This is a genomic window from Streptomyces sp. NBC_01515 (genome assembly GCF_045040345.1).
Classification (GTDB): Bacteria; Actinomycetota; Actinomycetes; order Streptomycetales; family Streptomycetaceae; genus Streptomyces.
In genome coordinates, this window is the sequence record NZ_CP109416.1 from 9,702,167 (window position 1) to 9,719,207 (window position 17,041).

The window sequence follows — 17,041 nt, forward strand, 5'->3', positions numbered from 1 at the left end:
GCCCGCCCGTCCGGTCCACCGAGGGCGCGGTACACAGGTTCTCGGTCCCGGACCGGACCACGAAGGCCTTGCGCACCCTTTCCGGCCGCAGCGGAACGACGATGTCGATGACGCTGCTGGCGGCGTTCAGCGTGCTGCTGGGCCGCTACGCCGGCTCCGAGGATGTGGTGGTGGGCACGCCGGTGGCGAACCGGAACCGGGCCGAGACGGAGGACCTGATCGGGTTCTTCGTCAACACCCTGGTCATGCGGACGGATCTGTCCGGCGACCCCTCGTTCGGGGATGTGCTGGGGCGGGTGCGGGAGACCGCGCTGGGCGCGTACGCCCATCAGGATGTGCCGTTCGAGCAACTGGTGGACGACCTGGTCGTGGAACGCGACCGTTCCCGTACCCCGCTGTTCCAGGTCCTCTACACCTACGCGGCGGCAGATCCTGACGACGCTCACCACGAGGAGGCGGGAACCGAACCCGACGCCGATCCGGGTCCGGGCCGGAACAGAGGCCCCTTGCCGGTGAAGTACGACCTGATGCTGGCCCTGGCGGAATCGGGCGGTGCCCTGACCGCGGAGATCCAGTTCAGTACGGCGTTGTTCGACGCGGTGACGGTGGAGCGGATGGCGGGGCATCTGGTGACGCTGCTGGAGGCGGTCGCTGTTGACGCGGGCTGTCCTGTGGGGGAGTTGCCGTTGCTGGGTGTGTCGGAGCGGGATCGGTTGGTGGGGGAGTGGAATGACACGGCGTCCCCGCTGCCTGGGTCGGTGGCCGGGGTGCATGAGTGGATCGCCGGGCGGGCGGTGGTGGTGCCGGATGCGGTGGCTGTCGTAGCGGGTGAACTGGCTGTGACGTATGGCGGGTTGGCGGGACGGGTGAACCGTCTTGCGCGTCATCTCCGTCGGGTGGGTGTGGGGTCGGAGTCGGTGGTGGCGCTGTGCCTGTCCCGTGGGGTGGAGATGGTGGTTGCCGCGTTGGCGGTGTGGCAGGCGGGTGGGGCGTATCTGCCGTTGGATCCGGAGTTTCCGGTGGAGCGGCTGGGGTTCATGCTGGCTGACAGTGGGGCGTCGGTGCTGGTGGGGCATCGGGGTGTGGCTGCCGGTCTGGTGGTGTCGGCCGGGGTGGAGTCGGTGGTCTGGCTGGATGATCCGGCGACGGTGGAGATTCTCGCCGGGCTTCCCGCCACGGTTCCTGAAGTGCCTGTCCATGCGGGCCAGTTGGCGTATGTGTTGTATACGTCGGGTTCGACGGGGCGGCCGAAGGGTGTGCAGGTTTCGCACGGCAACCTGGTCAATTTCCTGACTGCGATGGCTGGGCGTCCTGGGCTTGATGGTGCGGATGTGCTGTTGGCGGTGACGACGCTGGGCTTCGACATTGCGGGGCTGGAGTTGTGGTTGCCGTTGGTGTCGGGTGCGCGGGTGGTGGTGGCCGGCCGGGATGTGGCGGGTGTGCCTGCTGTGTTGGCGGGTGAGTTGGTGCGGGTCGGTGCGACGGTGATGCAGGCGACGCCGGCGACGTGGCAGATGCTGGTGTCGGACGGCTGGCAGGGGCAGCCAGGTCTGCGTGCTCTGTGTGGTGGTGAGGCGTTGTCCGCTTCGCTGGCGGGGGCGTTGGCGGAGCGGACCGCGGCGGTGTGGAACATGTACGGGCCGACCGAGACCACCATCTGGTCGGCGTGTGAGCGCGTGTCCGGGGGTGTCCCGTCGATCGGCGTGCCGATCGCGAACACGCGGGTCTATGTGCTGGACGAGCGGTTGAACCCGGTGCCCCTCGGAGTCGGAGGCGAGTTGTTCATCGGTGGTGCCGGTGTCGCCCGTGGTTATCTCGGGCGTCGGGCGCTGACCGCCGAGCGGTTCGTGGCGGATCCGTTCGCGGCTGATGGTGCGCGTCTGTATCGCACCGGGGACCGGGTGCGGTGGCTGGCTGAGGGCCGGCTGGAGTTCCTGGGCCGGGCCGACGACCAGCTGAAGGTGCGCGGTTTCCGGATCGAGCCGGGTGAGATCGAGTTCGCTCTGACGGGCCACGCGCAGATCAGCGCGGCGGTGGTCACCGCGCACGGTGAGGGTGCTGAGCGTCGTCTGGTGGCCTACCTGGTCCCCACCGGCCACACCCACGGCATCCCCGTCCCGGAGGTGCTGCGGGAGCACCTGCGCCTATCCCTGCCGGACTACATGATTCCGTCCCTGTTTATCGAGCTGAGTTCCCTGCCCCTGACCCCCAACGGCAAGATCGACCGGTCTGCCCTCCCGGCGCCGGACCCCTCCCGCACGGGCCTCAGTGGTTTCTCGGAGCCGTCCGGGGCGACGGAGGAACTGCTCGCCGGTGTCTGGGCGCAGGTGCTGGGCGTTGAGCGGGTTGGTGTCACGGACGGTTTCTTCGATCTCGGTGGTCATTCCCTCCTGGCCACGCTGGTGGTGTCCCGGATCCGGGAGGCGTTCGGTGTCGAGGTGTCTCTCGGCGACCTGTTCGATGCCCCCACCGTTCGTGGTCTGGCTTCGGTGATCGACCGTTCCGCGCGGGATGCCGCACCCCCGATGGCGCTCCTCGCCCGGGACGGGGTGCTGCCGCTGTCGTTCGCGCAGCAACGGCTGTGGTTCCTGGACCAGTTGGAGCCCGGCTCGCCGGAATACAACATGTCGACCCGGCTGCGCCTGACCGGCGATGTCGACCTCCCGGCGCTCGGCGCGGCGCTGGACGCGGTCGTGGCCCGGCACGAGGTGCTGCGCACTCGTCTGGTGGCCGACGCCGACGGGGTACCGCACCAGCTCATCGACCCGCCGATCCCGGTGTCCCTCCCGCTGCTGGACGTGTCCGGCAGCGAGGATCCACAGCGGGAGGCCGACGGCCTGATGGTCGACGACGCGCTGGCTCCCTTCGACCTCGCGCAGGGGCCCCTCGTCCGCGCGACCCTCGTCCGGCTGGCCCCGGACGACCACGTACTGGCTCTGGCGATGCATCACGTCGTCTTCGACGAGTGGTCGGACCGCATCCTTCAGCGCGAGATGTCGGCGCTGTACGAGGCGTTCAGGTCCGGGGATCCGGACCCGCTGCCGCCGCTCCGGCTTCAGTACGCCGACTTCGCCGCCTGGCAGCGGACCTGGCTCTCCGGGGATGTCCTGGACAGCCAAGTCGGCTACTGGCGAGAGAAGTTGGCGGACGTCCCGGCCCTGGACCTGCCGACCGACCGGCCCCGCCGGCCCGTGCGTTCCACCGATGGCTCGGTGGCGAGGTTCAGCGTCCCGGCGGAGACCGCCGACGCCCTGCGGGCACTGTCGCGCGAACACGGCACCACGATGTTCATGACGCTGCTGGCCGCCTTCGACGTCCTCGTGGGTCGTTACGGCGGTACGGAGGACGTCGCGGTCGGTACACCGGTGGCGAACCGGAACCGGGCCGAGACGGAGGACCTGATCGGGTTCTTCGTCAACACCCTGGTCATGCGGACGGACCTGTCCGGCGACCCGTCCTTCACCGAGGTGCTGCGCCGGGTGCGCGAGACGGCGCTGGGTGCCTACGCACACCAGGACCTGCCGTTCGAGCAGCTGGTGGACGATCTGGTCGTGGAGCGCGACCGGTCGCGTACGCCGCTGTTCCAGGCACTCTTCAGCTACACCGCCGAAGAGAGGGGTGGCTCGCGCGCGACCACCGGCGCGGACGGCGGTGCGGCGTCCGTTCCCGGATCCCTGCCGGTGAAGTTCGACCTGATGCTGAACCTGGGTGAGAACGAGGGCGCGCTGGCCGGTGAGATCCAGTACAGCACCGGCCTGTTCGACGCCGCCACGATCGAGCGGATGGCGGGGCACCTGGTCACGCTGCTCCGGGCCGTCGCCACCGACGCGGACCGGAGCGTGGGCGAGCTGCCGCTGCTGACCGCGGCCGAGCAGGACCAGCTGCTGCACGAGTGGACCGACACCGTCGTCGAGCTGCCCGCGGCGGCCGGCATGCACGAGCTGATTGCCGGGCGGGCGGCCGTGACCCCGGACGCGGTGGCCGTCGTGTCGGGTGAACTGACGCTCACGTACGGCGAGTTGATGTGCCGGGCGAATCGGCTCACGCACCACCTGCGGGACGCGGGGGTGGGGACCGAGTCGGTGGTGGCGCTGTGCCTGGAGCGTGGTCCGGACATGGTGGCGGCGGTACTGGCCGTGTGGCAGGCGGGTGGCGCGTACCTCCCGCTGGATCCCGAATACCCGCGGGAGCGCCTGGAGTTCATGCTCGCCGACAGCGGCGCGTCGACACTGGTCGGTCACCGGGCGGTGGCCGCCGACCTGGCCGACGGCGCCGCGCTGGACACCGTCGTGTGGCTGGACGACCCGGGGACGCGGACGGCCCTCGCGGCGCTGCCGTCCACGTCGGCGCGGGTGCCGGTGCACCCGCAGCAACTCGCGTACGTCATCTACACCTCGGGCTCGACCGGACGTCCGAAGGGTGTCCAGATCACCCACCGGGGTGTCCTCAACCGTGTGTCGTGGATGCAGGACCGGCACCGGCTGGACGCGTCGGAGCGAGTGCTGCACAAGACGCCGCTGACGTTCGACGCGTCGGTGTGGGAGCTGTTCTGGCCGTTGGCGAACGGCGCCGAGCTGGTGATCGCCGAGCCGGGACGCCACGGTGACCTGGACTATCTGGTGGGGCTGCTGGAGGCCCGGCAGATCGCGGTGGTGCAGTTCGTGCCCTCGCTGTTCAAACTGTTCGTGTCTCATACGTGGCCGACGTCGCTGCCCTCGCTGCGTGCCGTGTTCTGCGGTGGCGAGGCGCTGTCCGCTGCCGATGTGGCCCGTTTCTACGCCAGGAACGACACGGCCGTTGTGGCGAACCTGTACGGCCCGACGGAGAACACCGTCGATGCGGCCAGCACGGTGTGCCCGCGTCCGGCTGGTACGGCGGACTGGTCGCCGGGCGGCCTGGTCCCCATCGGCCAACCCCTCACCAACGTACGGCTGCTGGTGCTGGACGACCGCCTGAACCCGGTGCCGGTCGGTGTCGCGGGAGAACTGTTCATCGCCGGGGCGAGCCTGGCCCGGGCGTACGGGGGCCGACCCGCGCTGACGGCGGAGCGGTTCGTGGCGGATCCGTTCGCCGGTGACGGGTCCCGGGCGTACCGTTCCGGCGACCAGGTGCGCTGGCGGGCCGACGGACGTCTGGAATTCCTCAGCCGCGTCGACCACCAGGTGAAGGTGCGCGGGTTCCGCATCGAGCCCGGCGAGGTCGAGGCGGTCCTCGCCGCTCACCCCGCCGTACGGTCGGCGGTCGTGACGACGTGGGGCGAGGCGGCGGACCGGGCGCTGGTGGCCCATCTGGTGCCGGACGACCCGGCCGAGGGCATCCCGGCCACCGCCGACCTGCGCGAGCACGTCCGGCGCAGCGTCCCCGAGTTCATGGTCCCGTCGGTCTTCGTCGAAGTGGCGGCCCTGCCGCTGACTCCCAACGGGAAGCTGGACCGGGCCGCCCTGCCGGCTCCGGAGACCGTCCGCACCGACGCGAACGGGTTCGTCGCTCCCTCGGGTGTGGTGGAGGAACTGCTCGCGGGGATCTGGGACCGGCTGCTGCCCGTGGACCGGGTCGGTGCCGAGGACAACTTCTTCGAACTGGGCGGGCACTCGCTGCTGGCCACCCAGATCGTCTCCCGCGTCCGGGACGTCCTCGGGGCGGAACTCCCGCTCTCCACGCTGTTCGACCACCCGACGGTGCGCGGACTGGCGACGGCGATCACGGAGTCGTCGGAGGGGGTCGACGCACGACCGGTGACGCCGGTCGTGCGGGACCGCGAACTACCGCTGTCCTTCGCCCAGCAGCGCCTGTGGTTCCTCGACCGACTGGAGCCCGGATCGCTGGAATACAGCCTTCCGATGCGGGTTCGGATGGGCCCGGACCTGGACGTCCCCGCCCTCCAGGACGCGCTGAGCGCGATCGTCGCCCGGCACGAGGTGCTGCGGACCCGGCTCGTGGCCGGTCCGGACGGAGTGGCGTACCAGCTGATCGATCCGCCGTCGGTCTTCCCGCTCCCGCTGATCGACGTCTCGACCGAGGGTGACCCCCTGCACGCGGCCGGGAAGCTGGTCGCGGCCGACGAGGCGACACCGTTCGACCTGGCCGACGGCCCGCTGATCCGAGCCATGCTCATCCGCGTGGCGCCCGACGAGCACGTGCTGGCGCTGTCGATGCACCATGTCGTGTCCGACGAATGGTCCACGCGGATCTTCCAGCGCGAACTGGCGTACCTGTACGACGAGTTGCGCGCGGGCCGGACACCGGCGCTGCCCGCACTGGCCGTGCAGTACGCGGACTTCGCGGTCTGGCAGCGACAGTGGCTGACCGGTGACGTCCTGGACCGCCAACTGTCCTACTGGCGCGACCAGTTGTCGGGTACCCCGGTACTGGAGCTGCCTTCGGACCGCCCGCGCCCCGCGGTGTGGTCACCGGCCGGGGCGTACACCCGGTTCACCGTCGCGGCGGAGACGACGGAGTCGCTGCGCGCGCTGTCCCGGCGCGGCGGTACGACGATGTTCATGACGCTGCTGGCCGCCTTCGACGTCCTGTTGAGCCGGTACGCCGGCACGGACGACGTCGTCGTGGGCACACCGGTGGCGAACCGGAACCGCGCCGAGACCGAGGAGCTGATCGGGTTCTTCGTCAACACCCTGGTGATGCGGGCCGACCTGTCCGGCGATCCGACGTTCACGGAGCTGCTCGGTCGCGTCCGTTCCATGGCGCTCGACGCGTATGCGCACCAGGATCTCCCGTTCGAGCAGCTGGTCGACGAGCTGGTCGTCGAGCGGGACCGGTCCCGCAGCCCGCTGTTCCAGGTGTTGTTCAACTACTTCACCGAGGACGGGCAGGCGCCTGCCGACGACGACCTGGACGGCGGGCCGGACGCCGACTCGTTCCTCGGTGACACCGGCAGCGGCATGACCACCCGCTTCGATCTGCGGCTGGTGCTGACGGATGCGGGCGGTGCTCTGAACGGGCAGATCGAGTACAGCACCGCGCTGTTCGACCCCGGCACGGTCGAGCGGATGGCGGCGCACCTCGGCACCTTGCTGAGCGCGGTGGCCAGGGACGCCGAACAGCGGCTCGGCGAGCTGCCGTTGCTGGACGGCCCCACGCACGACGTGCTGGTCCGCGGCTGGAACGACACGGCCCAGGACCTGCCCGCGGTGGGCGGCGTGCACGAGCTGATCGTGGCTGCCGCGGCCGAGGAGCCGGGTGCGACCGCTGTGATGTTCGGTGGGACGTCGGTCGGCTACGGCGAGCTGTTGGAACGCTCGGGGCGGCTGGCGCACTATCTGCGCGGTGCGGGCGTCGGCGACGAGACCGTGGTCGCGGTGTGCCTGCCGCGCGGCGTCGACATGATCGTGGCCGTCCTCGCGGTCTGGCAGGCAGGCGGTGCCTATCTGCCGCTGGATCCCGAATACCCGGTGGACCGGCTGGAGTTCATGCTCGCCGACAGCGGAGCGGGTGTGCTGCTGGGCACTGAAGAGGTGATCGACGACCTGCCCGTGGGCAGGCTGCGGACGGTCGTCATGGACGATCCGGCGCTGCGAAGCTCCCTGCGGGTACTGCCCTCGACCCCGCCCGAAGTGACTGTCCACACCGACCAGTCGGCGTATGTGATCTACACGTCCGGATCCACGGGGCGGCCGAAGGGCGTGCAGGTCACCCATGCGGGAGCGGTCAGTCTGGTGACGGCCCAACGGGAGGCGCTCGGCACCGGCCGGGGCGATGTGGTCCTGCAGTTCGCGCCGTTCGGGTTCGACGCGTCGGTGTGGGAGCTGCTGATGGCGCTGGCGACCGGGGGCACCCTGGTTGTCGCCGAGGCGGCGGACCGTGCCGAACCCGGCCGCCTGGCGGCGCTCGCCACCCGTACCGGAGTGAGCGTGGCCACCGTGCCTCCGTCCCTGCTGGATGCCCTGAGCCCTGCCGAGTTCAGCGGTGTGTCCACCCTGATCACGGCGGGCGAGCGGCTTGAGGGGCGGTTGGCCGCCCAGTGGGCTGCCGGCCGGCGGCTGTTCAACGCGTACGGTCCGACCGAGACGACGGTGTGCGCGACGGTCGCCCTCTGCGAGGGGGACGGCGGGCAGGCGCCGCCGATCGGCGGGCCGATCGCGAACACCCGGGTGTACGTGCTGGATTCGCGGCTGCGCCCGGTGCCGGTAGGCGTGGCGGGGGAGCTGTTCATCGCGGGTGCGCAGCTGGCGCGCGGCTACCTCGGTCGTGCGGCGCTCACCGCGGAACGCTTTCTGCCCGACCCCTTGATGGGCGACGGCACGCGGATGTACCGCTCCGGCGACCGGGTGCGGTGGCTGCCGGACGGGCAGCTGGAGTTCCTCGGCCGCGCCGACGACCAGGTCAAGGTCCGCGGCTTCCGGATCGAGCCGGGGGAGGTGGAGGCGCTGCTCGCCGCCCATCCGATGGTGCGGACGGCCGTCGTCACCGCGAGCGGTCAGGACACCGACCGGCGGCTGCTCGCCTACCTGGTCCCCGCCGACCAGTCCGACGGCATTCCCTCCGTCGAGGAACTGAGGGCCTACGCGGGCGATCGTCTGCCGGCGTTCATGGTGCCGTCGGTGTTCGTCGAACTGGCCGAGCTGCCCCTCACCACGAACGGCAAGGTGGACCGGGCGGCGCTCCCGGAGCCGGACGGCGGGCCGCGGGCCGCGACGGCACAGGCGTATGTCGCACCCCGTACCGGGACCGAGCGGATCCTCTGCGAGACGTGGACCGAACTCCTGGGCGTGGAACGCGTCGGCGTCGAGGACAACTTCTTCGACCTCGGCGGGCATTCGCTCCTGGCCACCCGGCTGGTCTCCCGCATCCGTGACGTCTTCGGAGTGGACCTGACGCTCGCCGCTGTCTTCGAAGAGCCCACCGTCGCGGCGATCGCGGCCGCCCTCGGAGCCGACGACGGCGAGGAGTACGAGGCGTTCGAACTGTAGGTGTCATCCTCAGGTAGGACTCCGCCCGTCCCTCTTGCGAGGGACGGGCGGTCCGCGCTCTGGCTCCTGTGGGTGGCGCAGAACATGGCTCTTCGCCGTGACGACCGGACCACCCCCTTCTCCCTAGGCTTCCGGTATGGAGAAAACGATCGATGGGTCGGACGCGACGATCGAAGTCACGGACGTGCGCAAGCGCTTCGGAAGCACCCAGGCGCTGGATGGAATGACGTTCAACGTCAGGCCGGGGCAGGTCACCGGCTTCGTCGGTCCGAACGGCGCCGGCAAGTCCACGACCATGCGCGTCATCCTCGGCCTGGACAAGCCCGACAAAGGGACCGCACGGGTCGGCGGACACCGATACCAGGATCTGCGGACCCCGCTCACCCACATCGGGGCGCTGCTGGACGCCGCGGCTGTGCAGCCGAGCCGTACCGCCCGCCACCATCTGCTGTGGCTGGCCCACTCCCAGGGGCTGAGCGCCGGGCGGGTCGACGAGGTGATCCGGCAGGTCGGCCTCCAGGACGTGGCTCAGCGCAAGGCGGGCGGCTTCTCGCTGGGCATGAGGCAGCGCCTCGGTATCGCGGCCGCCCTGCTCGGCAACCCCCCGGTGATCATGCTCGACGAGCCCTTCAACGGCCTGGATCCCGAGGGGTTCATGTGGATGCGCGGCTTCCTCGCCTCGCTGGCCGAACAGGGGCGGGCCGTGCTGGTCTCCAGCCATCTGATGAGCGAACTGCAGGACAGCGCCGACCACGTGGTGGTCGTCGGGCGCGGCAAGGTCGTCGCCGACATGAGCGTGCGCGACCTGCTGGCGTCCATGTCCCAGGGACGGGTGACCCTGCGGACGTCCGCGCTCGCCCAGGCCATGGAGGTCCTGGCGCGCTCGGGCGCGACCGTGAGCTCCACCGGCGCCGACACGATCAGCGTGACCGGGCTGCCCGCGGAGAATGTGGTGGCGCTGCTCAGCCAGAACGCGGTGCCGTTCTCGGAGATCTCCGAGCACCGCGCCTCGCTGGAAGAGGCGTACATGGAGCTCACCCGGGATGCCGTGCAGTACCGCGGCGTCGTTCCCGAGGAGGCCGGCCGATGACGTCCACGATGACGCCGCCTCGCGCGACCGCGCGGCCGGGACGGGGCGGTTTCGGGCAGTTGCTGCACGCGGAATGGACCAAGTTCCGTACGGTGCGGGGCTGGGTGCAGAGCACGGTCGGCGCGGTGCTCATCATCTGCCTGGTGGGCCTGCTCGCCACGGCAGCGGGCAACAAGGGCGGTGCGGACGGCAGTTCCGCGCTGCCCGTCGGCCCCGGCGGCCAAGCGGTCAACGACAGCTTCTACTTCGTACACCAGAAGCTCCAGGGCGACGGCAGCATCACCGTCTCGGTGTCCTCGCTGGCCGGTGTCGTCTCGACGAGCCCGAACGACAGCAAAGGCGGCCTCGCCCCGTGGGCGAAGGCAGGCATCATCGTGAAGGACAGCCTGGACCAAGGGTCGTCGTACGCGGCGATGATGGTCACCGGCAGCCATGGCGTGCGGATGCAGTACGACTACACGCATGACACCGCCGGGATGGCCGGCGCGACCTCCCAGGCGTCGCCGCGCTGGCTGCGCCTCCAGCGCACCGGCGACACACTCACCGGATACCAGTCGGCCGACGGGTCCAAGTGGACCGAGGTGGGCCACGCGGATCTCTCCGGGCTGTCGGAGACACCGCAGGTCGGGCTGTTCGTGACCTCGCCGTCCATCAAGGACGAGACCGGAACCGGAACGGGCTTCGCCCCGGCCGTCGCCACCGGCACCTTCGACCAGATCGCCCTGGGCGGCCAGTGGACCGGCGGCTCCTGGGCAAGCGATCAGGTCGGCAAGGACGCCGGCACCTCCGCCAGCTACAGCCAGGACACCAAGGGCGGGGCCACCCCCTCCGGCAGCGGCTTCAAGGTGACCGGCGCGGGTGACATCGCGCCCGTCGTCGGCGGCCCCGCCACCAGCGGTGTACGGACCATCGAGAACTTCCTTGTCGGCGCGTTCGCCGGGCTGATCATCATGGTCGTCGTGAGCGCGGGCTACATCACCGTCGAGTACCGGCGGGGCATGATCGGCCTGACCCTGGCGGCCAGCCCGCGCCGGGGCCGCGTCCTGGTGGCCAAGGGCCTCGTGGTCGGCTCCGTCGCCTTCGCCGTCGGAGTGGTCTCCGCCGCGATCATGGTCCCCTTGGGGGGAAGCCGGTCGGAGTCCAACGGCTTCCCCGTGCTGACGGTACCGACGGCCACCGAGCTGCGCGTCATCGTCGGTACGGGCCTGCTGCTCGCCGCCGCGAGCGTCTTCGCCCTCGCCGTCGGCACCATCCTGCGGCGCAGCGCCGTGGCCATCACCGTGGTCGTCGTCGGCATGGTGCTGCCCTACCTCCTCGCGACCGCGTCCGTACTGCCCGACGGGGCCTCGCAGTGGCTGCTGAGGGTCACTCCCGCCGCCGGATTCGCCATCCAGCAGAGCATCGCGCACTACGACCAGGTCGTCACCGTCTACTCGCCCTCGTCCGGGTACTTCCCGCTGAGCCCCTGGGCCGGCCTCGCGGTCCTGTGCGCCTATGCCGCGGTCTCGTTCGCCGCCGCCGTGGTCCTGCTCCGCCGGAGGGACGTATGAAATTCGCCGGACGTGCGGAATGGACGAAGCTGCGGACCGACGCGAGCAACACCTGGCTGACGCTCGGGGTGGTCGCGCTGACCCTCGCGGTCGGTGCCGCGGTGGCCATGACGTCCAGGTGTGACGCCAGCGGCTGCGGCGGGGACCCGACGCGGCTCAGTCTCACCGGCGTGCTGGTCGGCCAGGTCGTCGTCGCCATCGTGGCGGTGCTGATGGTCGGCAACGAGTACAGCACCGGCATGATGCACACCACGCTCACCGCGGTGCCGCGCCGGCTGACGGTCCTCTTCTCGAAGTCCGCCGTACTCACCGCGGTGATGCTGGTGGCGGGAACGGTCTCCGTCCTCGGCTCCCTGCTGATCGGAGGCCTTGTGCAGCCCGGGCGCGGCTTCACGAAGGCACACGGTTTCGCACCCCTGTCGTTGACCGACGGGGCGACGCTGCGGGCCGCGGTGGGCTCGGTCCTCTACCTCGTGCTGATCGGTCTCCTCAGCCTCGGTATCGCCCTGGTCGTACGGAACTCGGCGACCGCCATCGGCATCGTTCTCGCCCTGCTGTTCATCTTCCCGATCCTCGCCCAGGTGGTCGCCGATCCCGACTGGCAGCGCCATCTCCAGCAGATCTCCCCGATGACGGCGGGCCTTGCCGTCCAGACGACCGTCCATGTCGACGATCTGCCCATCGGCCCCTGGCAGGGCCTCGGCGTCCTGGCCCTGTGGGCGCTGGGCGCGATGGCGGCCGGAGGCTGGTTGCTCCGCGCACGGGACGCGTAAGCGACGACGAGCGAGGACCGTCGTCCGCAAACCTCCCCCGGGGCAGGATATTCGGCGGTCTGCGCGTTCAACCGGCGCACAGGCGCAGTTGAACGCGCAGACCGCCGTTCCTGTCACCGTGCACTCATAGATCAGCAGGCATGCTTGTCGTACTCTGAGAGCGCCTAATAACGCGACACCACGTTTCGCGGCATTCCGACGGACCGTTTCTGTTCGGTTCGTCCGACGCTGCACGTGGTCGATTTCGCCGTCGGCCCGCTTTCGGAGGTTCCGGTGAGGAAGTACTGCAAGTCCTACCTGCTGGGTGAATTGCGTCGCTTTCCGGGCTGGTCGGCCGGCGCGCGACCGGAAGAGCGTGAACTGACCGACAACACGACGGTGTTCCTCTGTGACGAATTCACCGTCATGATCAGTCCTGTCGGAGTCGACAAGGACAAAAGGCTGTTCACGGAGGACACTCCGGAGTGGCGGGAATTCTGCGAGACCACGCTGAAGTTCCGAATACCGGAAGACCTGGCTTTCGCGTATGCCGAGTCCGAGTAGAACCGAGCCCCCGAGAGGTGACCCATGGATGAACTGACCCAGCGGTTGAGCGACGAACAGCCGGTGGTGGTCGGCGGCCCCAAGCCCACCCTGGAGGAGCTGCGCGTCCGCCTGGAGGACATCGGGACGGTGTTCGTCAAGTTCACCGGTACCCGCGGTGGCACCGACCTGGGCATACGCCTGGACCGCGAGGCGTCCGTCTTCGCCGGGGCGGACTTCGACAAGGGCAGCGGCACCGTCCACGTGGAGGGAACGCTGATCCTCAACGACGACCCCGTTCGCTGCGTCGCCGACATTGATCTGGCGACGCTTGAGGGAACGGGCCGCCTGGTGGTCGTGGAACTGTCCGAGGTTGCCGGCTGACCGTTTTCCATCCGGCGCTTCGGGGGCCGTGAGGAGATCCGTCACGAGCACTCAAGAAGATCGGATGTGACTGGTACATGGGAGCTGCAGGCTCTCCCGGACCGATAGGAAAACCGCTCGTCAGGGAAACCCGGATCTCCGAAACCACCCCGATCGTCGATCTGTACGTCAAGGTCGGCGGAATCGACAGGCGACTGCGGCTGAAACTCGAATCCGCCAATCCCTTCGGTTCGTTGAAGGACCGGATCGCCGCCTCCCTCATCGATCGCGTGGCCGACAGGATCGACAAGGAAATCGGCATCATCGAATCGACATCGGGAAATCTCGGTGTCGCGATGTCGGCCGAGTGCGGTGCTCGTGGAATTCCCTTGAACGCTGTCGTCGACCCCCGGACGAGCTCGTTCTTCATCGACCGTATGCGCGGGCTCGGCGCCCGGGTGACGGTCGTCGACGAGCCGGATCTCTCCGGGGGTTTTCTGCTGAACCGTATTCGGTACGTGAGGGAACAGCTGCGCGCCCGCCCCGGTCTGGTCTGGACGAACCAGTACCGGAGCGAGGCGAATCCTGACGCCCACTTCAGGACCACGGCGCCCGAACTGCGCGCGCAGGTGCCCGGCCCCGCGACGGTACTGGTGCCGGTCTCCACCGGCGGCACCCTCGCCGGCCTGTCGAGATTCGTCGCGTCGACGGGTGCGCCCTGGCGGCTCGTCGGGGTCGACGTGCACGGCTCCGCGGCACTCGGCGGGGACCCCGGCCGACGGCTCCTGTCCGGGATCGGGGCCAGCTGCCCGTCCAACTTCCTTGATCCCGACACGACCGAGGCTCTGCACGTCGACGTCACCGAGGCCATCGCCACCTGTCTGTGGCTGTCCGGGCAGGCCGGGATCGGCGTCGGCGGCAGTTCCGGCGCGACCGTCGCCGCCGCGCTGCGCATGTTCCGGCAGAACCCGCGGACGGATGAACTGATCTGCCTGTGCCCCGACGGCGCGGACCGCTATCGGAGCACGATCTACCGGGCCGACTGGCGGGCGGCCCACGGCATCACGGATGCCGGGATCGGCGCCGGCGTCGAGCTGACACGCGGCCGGTGTCCCGAGCCCGCCGAACCGTACGGGAAGCGCCCTCTCCGAACGAGAACGGGGGATCATGTTCGCACCGCAGCGCGGGCTGTTGACGTTGTCCGATCTGACCAGGGAGGACCTGGAACGCCTGGCGGCCCGGTCCCGTGACCTGTACCACGACCCGAGTGCGCACGACCGGCCCCTGCGGGACAAGGTCGTCGGGGTCCTCTTCACCAAGACGTCGACCCGGACCAGGACCGCCTTCAGCGTCGGCACCGTACGACTGGGCGGATTCCCCCTGATGTACGGGCCGGGCGATCTGCAGACGGCCACGGGGGAGTCCCTCCACGACACCGGGCGCGTGTTCGGGTCCATGCTGGACGCGCTCGTCGTCCGCACCGCCGGACCCGTCGATGAACTGCGGGAGATATCCCGGGCCGGTGATCTGCCCGTCGTCAACGCGATGGCCGCGGAAGAACACCCGACCCAGGGGATCTGCGACCTGGCGACGATGCTCATGGAATTCGGCTCGCTCGACGGACTGTCGCTGCTCTATCTCGGCGAGGGAAACAACACGGCGTCGGCGCTGGCGTACGGGCTCTCCCGTATGCCGAACTGCCACCTCACCTTTGCCACCCCGCCCGGATACGGGCTCGATTCCCAGGTCCTGGACGACACCGCGAAACGGGCGGCGGCGGTGGGCGGGACCGTCACCCAGATCCACGACCTCGACGACCTGCCGGCCGAGGCGCACGTCGTCTACACGACCCGCTGGCAGACGACGGGCACCGTCAAGGCCGACCCGAACTGGCGGGAGAAGTTCCGGCCGTTCCACGTCGATGAGCGCCTCATGAGGCGCTGGCCCGACGCGAAGTTCATGCACGACCTGCCCGCACACCGCGGCGAGGAGGTGGCGGGCGCCGTACTCGAAGGGCCGCGCTCGATCGCCTGGGCGCAGGCCAGGATGAAACTCACCAGCGCCATGGCGGTCCTGGAGCGGAGCGTCGCCGACGGCCCCGGCCGCGCCTGACGTACTCCCCGGCGGATCCGGTCGTGGAACGTCCCGGCATGTCCAAGAAACCAGCACGCACAAGGAACTCCTTTTCGTTCGGAATGCCTGGAGGGGCGGAAGTCTGATGGCTGATGAGCAGTTGTTTCTGCGGCCGAAGGTCATAATCGAGCCGCTTGTGGACAGGTTCTACGTCTGGCCGCACACGCTGGCTCCGATTCAGGCGGCGATGAACCTGGCGTTCCTTCAGGTTCCGCTGCTGGAGTCGTATCTCCAGTCCCCGAAGGTGCATGTCGCGGCCAGCCACAACCCCGAACTGCGCGGCGGCTATTTCATCAACATCCCGGAGGAACGCGCCGACGAGGTGCGCGACCTGCTCGCCACGATCAAACGTGAGCGTGCCGAGATGCTGCGGTTCGCCGAAGCCATCGCCGAGGGACAGGAACTGCTGAGGGCCAACGCGTCCGGCTTCGATCTGACCCCGCTGTACTCGAAGCTGCCGCAGGAACTCGGCGGCCTGGTGGAGCTGGCGTACGACACCGACAACCAGGCGCAGATGCGCTTCCTGGAACCGCTGGCCTATCACAGCGGCATCTACCAGGAGGAGCGCCAGTCGGTGCAGCTGTCCTTCGAGACCGGCATCGAGCGCCCCTTCATCCTCAGCACCCCGCGCCTGCCCTCCCCGGACGTGCTGGAGCTGGCGATCCCCTTCCGCCACGCGGGCCTGGAAGAGCTGTTCACGTCCCGGATACGGCCCACCACCCTGTCCCACCTGCGGGAGTCCCTGGGACTCGACGACGCCCAGGCCGCACGGCTGTCCGGGATGCTGAGCGAGCAGCCGAGCCTGGCCGAGGACCGGCACATCGACGCCGGCGGCCGGATCCGCTACTTCGGACACGCCTGCCTGGTGCTGCAGACCCCCGAAGCCGCCATCGTCACCGACCCGTTCATCAGCGCGGACAACACGGCGGGCGACCGGTACACCCTGGACGACCTGCCCGACTTCATCGACCTCGTGGTGATCACCCACGGCCACCAGGACCACATCGTGCTGGAGACGCTGCTCCAGTTGCGCGGCCGCGTCGGATCGGTCGTGGTGCCGCGCGCCTCGCGCGGCAACCTGGCCGACCCGTCGATCGCGCTGATGCTCAGGCACCAGGGCTTTCCGGTCATCGAGGTCGACGACTTCGACGAGGTGGAGTTCCCCGGCGGCAAGGTCACCGCCACCCCGTTCCTCGGTGAGCACTGCGACCTCGACATCCGCGGCAAGTCCACGTACTGGGCGGAACTCGCGGGCAAGAAGATCTTCATCGGAGCGGACTCCTCGGGCATCGACCCGCTGCTCTACCGCTACGTCAAGCGACACCTGGGCACCGCCGACATCGCCTTCCTGGGCATGGAGTGCGACGGCGCCCCACTCACCTGGCTCTACCAGGCGCTGCTCACCAAGCCGGTGACGAAGAAGATGAGCAACTCCCGCAAGCTGTCCGGTTCCAACGCCGCGCAGGCCGCCGACATCATGGTCGAACTCGGTGCCAAGGAGGCGTACGTGTACGCCATGGGCGAGGAGCCCTGGCTGGGCCACGTCATGGCGACCACGTACACCGAGGACACGTACCAGATCAAGCAGATCGACGAGTTCATGACCTGGTGCAAGGACCGCGGCGTCAAGGCCGGACACCTCTACGGCCAGCAGGAATGGCGCTGGTAGCCCAACGACAGCCG

The 17,041-nt window shown here is 69.5% G+C and carries 9 protein-coding genes (1 of these 9 only partly in view); all 9 read left to right on the forward strand.

Annotation, left to right across the window (positions count from 1 at the left end):
• Positions 1-8,927, forward strand: the 3' end of a protein-coding gene (locus OG407_RS42955) for a non-ribosomal peptide synthase/polyketide synthase (RefSeq protein WP_405865905.1). The gene continues 24,061 nt to the left of window position 1, outside the view; the window shows 8,927 of its 32,988 coding nt (coding positions 24,062-32,988); its start codon lies off the left edge, out of view; its stop codon occupies positions 8,925-8,927.
• Positions 8,928-9,063: 136 nt separating this feature from the next.
• Complete coding sequence (locus OG407_RS42960) at positions 9,064-10,017, forward strand: ATP-binding cassette domain-containing protein (protein ID WP_403586093.1); 954 nt, start codon at positions 9,064-9,066, stop codon at positions 10,015-10,017.
• A complete protein-coding gene (locus OG407_RS42965; RefSeq protein ID WP_403586095.1) occupies positions 10,014-11,567 on the forward strand; it encodes an ABC transporter permease subunit in 1,554 nt (517 codons plus the stop codon). Before OG407_RS42960 ends, OG407_RS42965 begins: the two co-directional genes overlap by 4 nt.
• The gene (locus OG407_RS42970; protein ID WP_405865908.1) at positions 11,564-12,340 is read left to right on the forward strand and encodes an ABC transporter permease; all 777 of its coding nucleotides are present in this window, start codon (positions 11,564-11,566) and stop codon (positions 12,338-12,340) included. Before OG407_RS42965 ends, OG407_RS42970 begins: the two co-directional genes overlap by 4 nt.
• A gap of 234 nt (positions 12,341-12,574) precedes the next feature.
• Positions 12,575-12,883, forward strand: a complete 309-nt coding sequence (locus OG407_RS42975; RefSeq protein ID WP_403586098.1) for a hypothetical protein — start codon at positions 12,575-12,577, stop codon at positions 12,881-12,883.
• Positions 12,884-12,907: 24 nt separating this feature from the next.
• On the forward strand, positions 12,908-13,246 hold the full coding sequence (locus OG407_RS42980) for a hypothetical protein (protein WP_403586100.1): 339 nt from the start codon (positions 12,908-12,910) through the stop codon (positions 13,244-13,246).
• A 77-nt stretch (positions 13,247-13,323) separates the two neighbouring features.
• Entirely contained in the window at positions 13,324-14,475 is a 1,152-nt protein-coding gene (locus OG407_RS42985) for a pyridoxal-phosphate dependent enzyme (RefSeq protein ID WP_405865910.1), read from the forward strand.
• A complete protein-coding gene (locus OG407_RS42990) occupies positions 14,393-15,337 on the forward strand; it encodes an ornithine carbamoyltransferase (protein WP_405865912.1) in 945 nt (314 codons plus the stop codon). The genes OG407_RS42985 and OG407_RS42990 overlap by 83 nt, the downstream gene beginning before the upstream one ends.
• 106 nt (positions 15,338-15,443) lie before the next feature.
• Positions 15,444-17,027: an MBL fold metallo-hydrolase gene (locus tag OG407_RS42995; protein WP_405865914.1), complete on the forward strand. Its 1,584-nt coding sequence runs from the start codon at positions 15,444-15,446 to the stop codon at positions 17,025-17,027.
• The last annotated feature ends 14 nt before the right edge of the window (positions 17,028-17,041 follow it).

Excerpts from the sequence above, each read along its gene's own strand:
- OG407_RS42960 (WP_403586093.1), top strand. The coding sequence starts at position 9,064 with ATGGAGAAAACGATCGATGGGTCGGACGCGACGATCGAAGTCACGGAC.
- OG407_RS42965 (WP_403586095.1), top strand. The coding sequence starts at position 10,014 with ATGACGTCCACGATGACGCCGCCTCGCGCGACCGCGCGGCCGGGACGG.
- OG407_RS42970 (WP_405865908.1), top strand. The coding sequence starts at position 11,564 with ATGAAATTCGCCGGACGTGCGGAATGGACGAAGCTGCGGACCGACGCG.
- OG407_RS42980 (WP_403586100.1), top strand. The coding sequence starts at position 12,908 with ATGGATGAACTGACCCAGCGGTTGAGCGACGAACAGCCGGTGGTGGTC.
- OG407_RS42985 (WP_405865910.1), top strand. The coding sequence starts at position 13,324 with ATGGGAGCTGCAGGCTCTCCCGGACCGATAGGAAAACCGCTCGTCAGG.
- OG407_RS42990 (WP_405865912.1), top strand. The coding sequence starts at position 14,393 with ATGTTCGCACCGCAGCGCGGGCTGTTGACGTTGTCCGATCTGACCAGG.
- OG407_RS42995 (WP_405865914.1), top strand. The coding sequence starts at position 15,444 with ATGGCTGATGAGCAGTTGTTTCTGCGGCCGAAGGTCATAATCGAGCCG.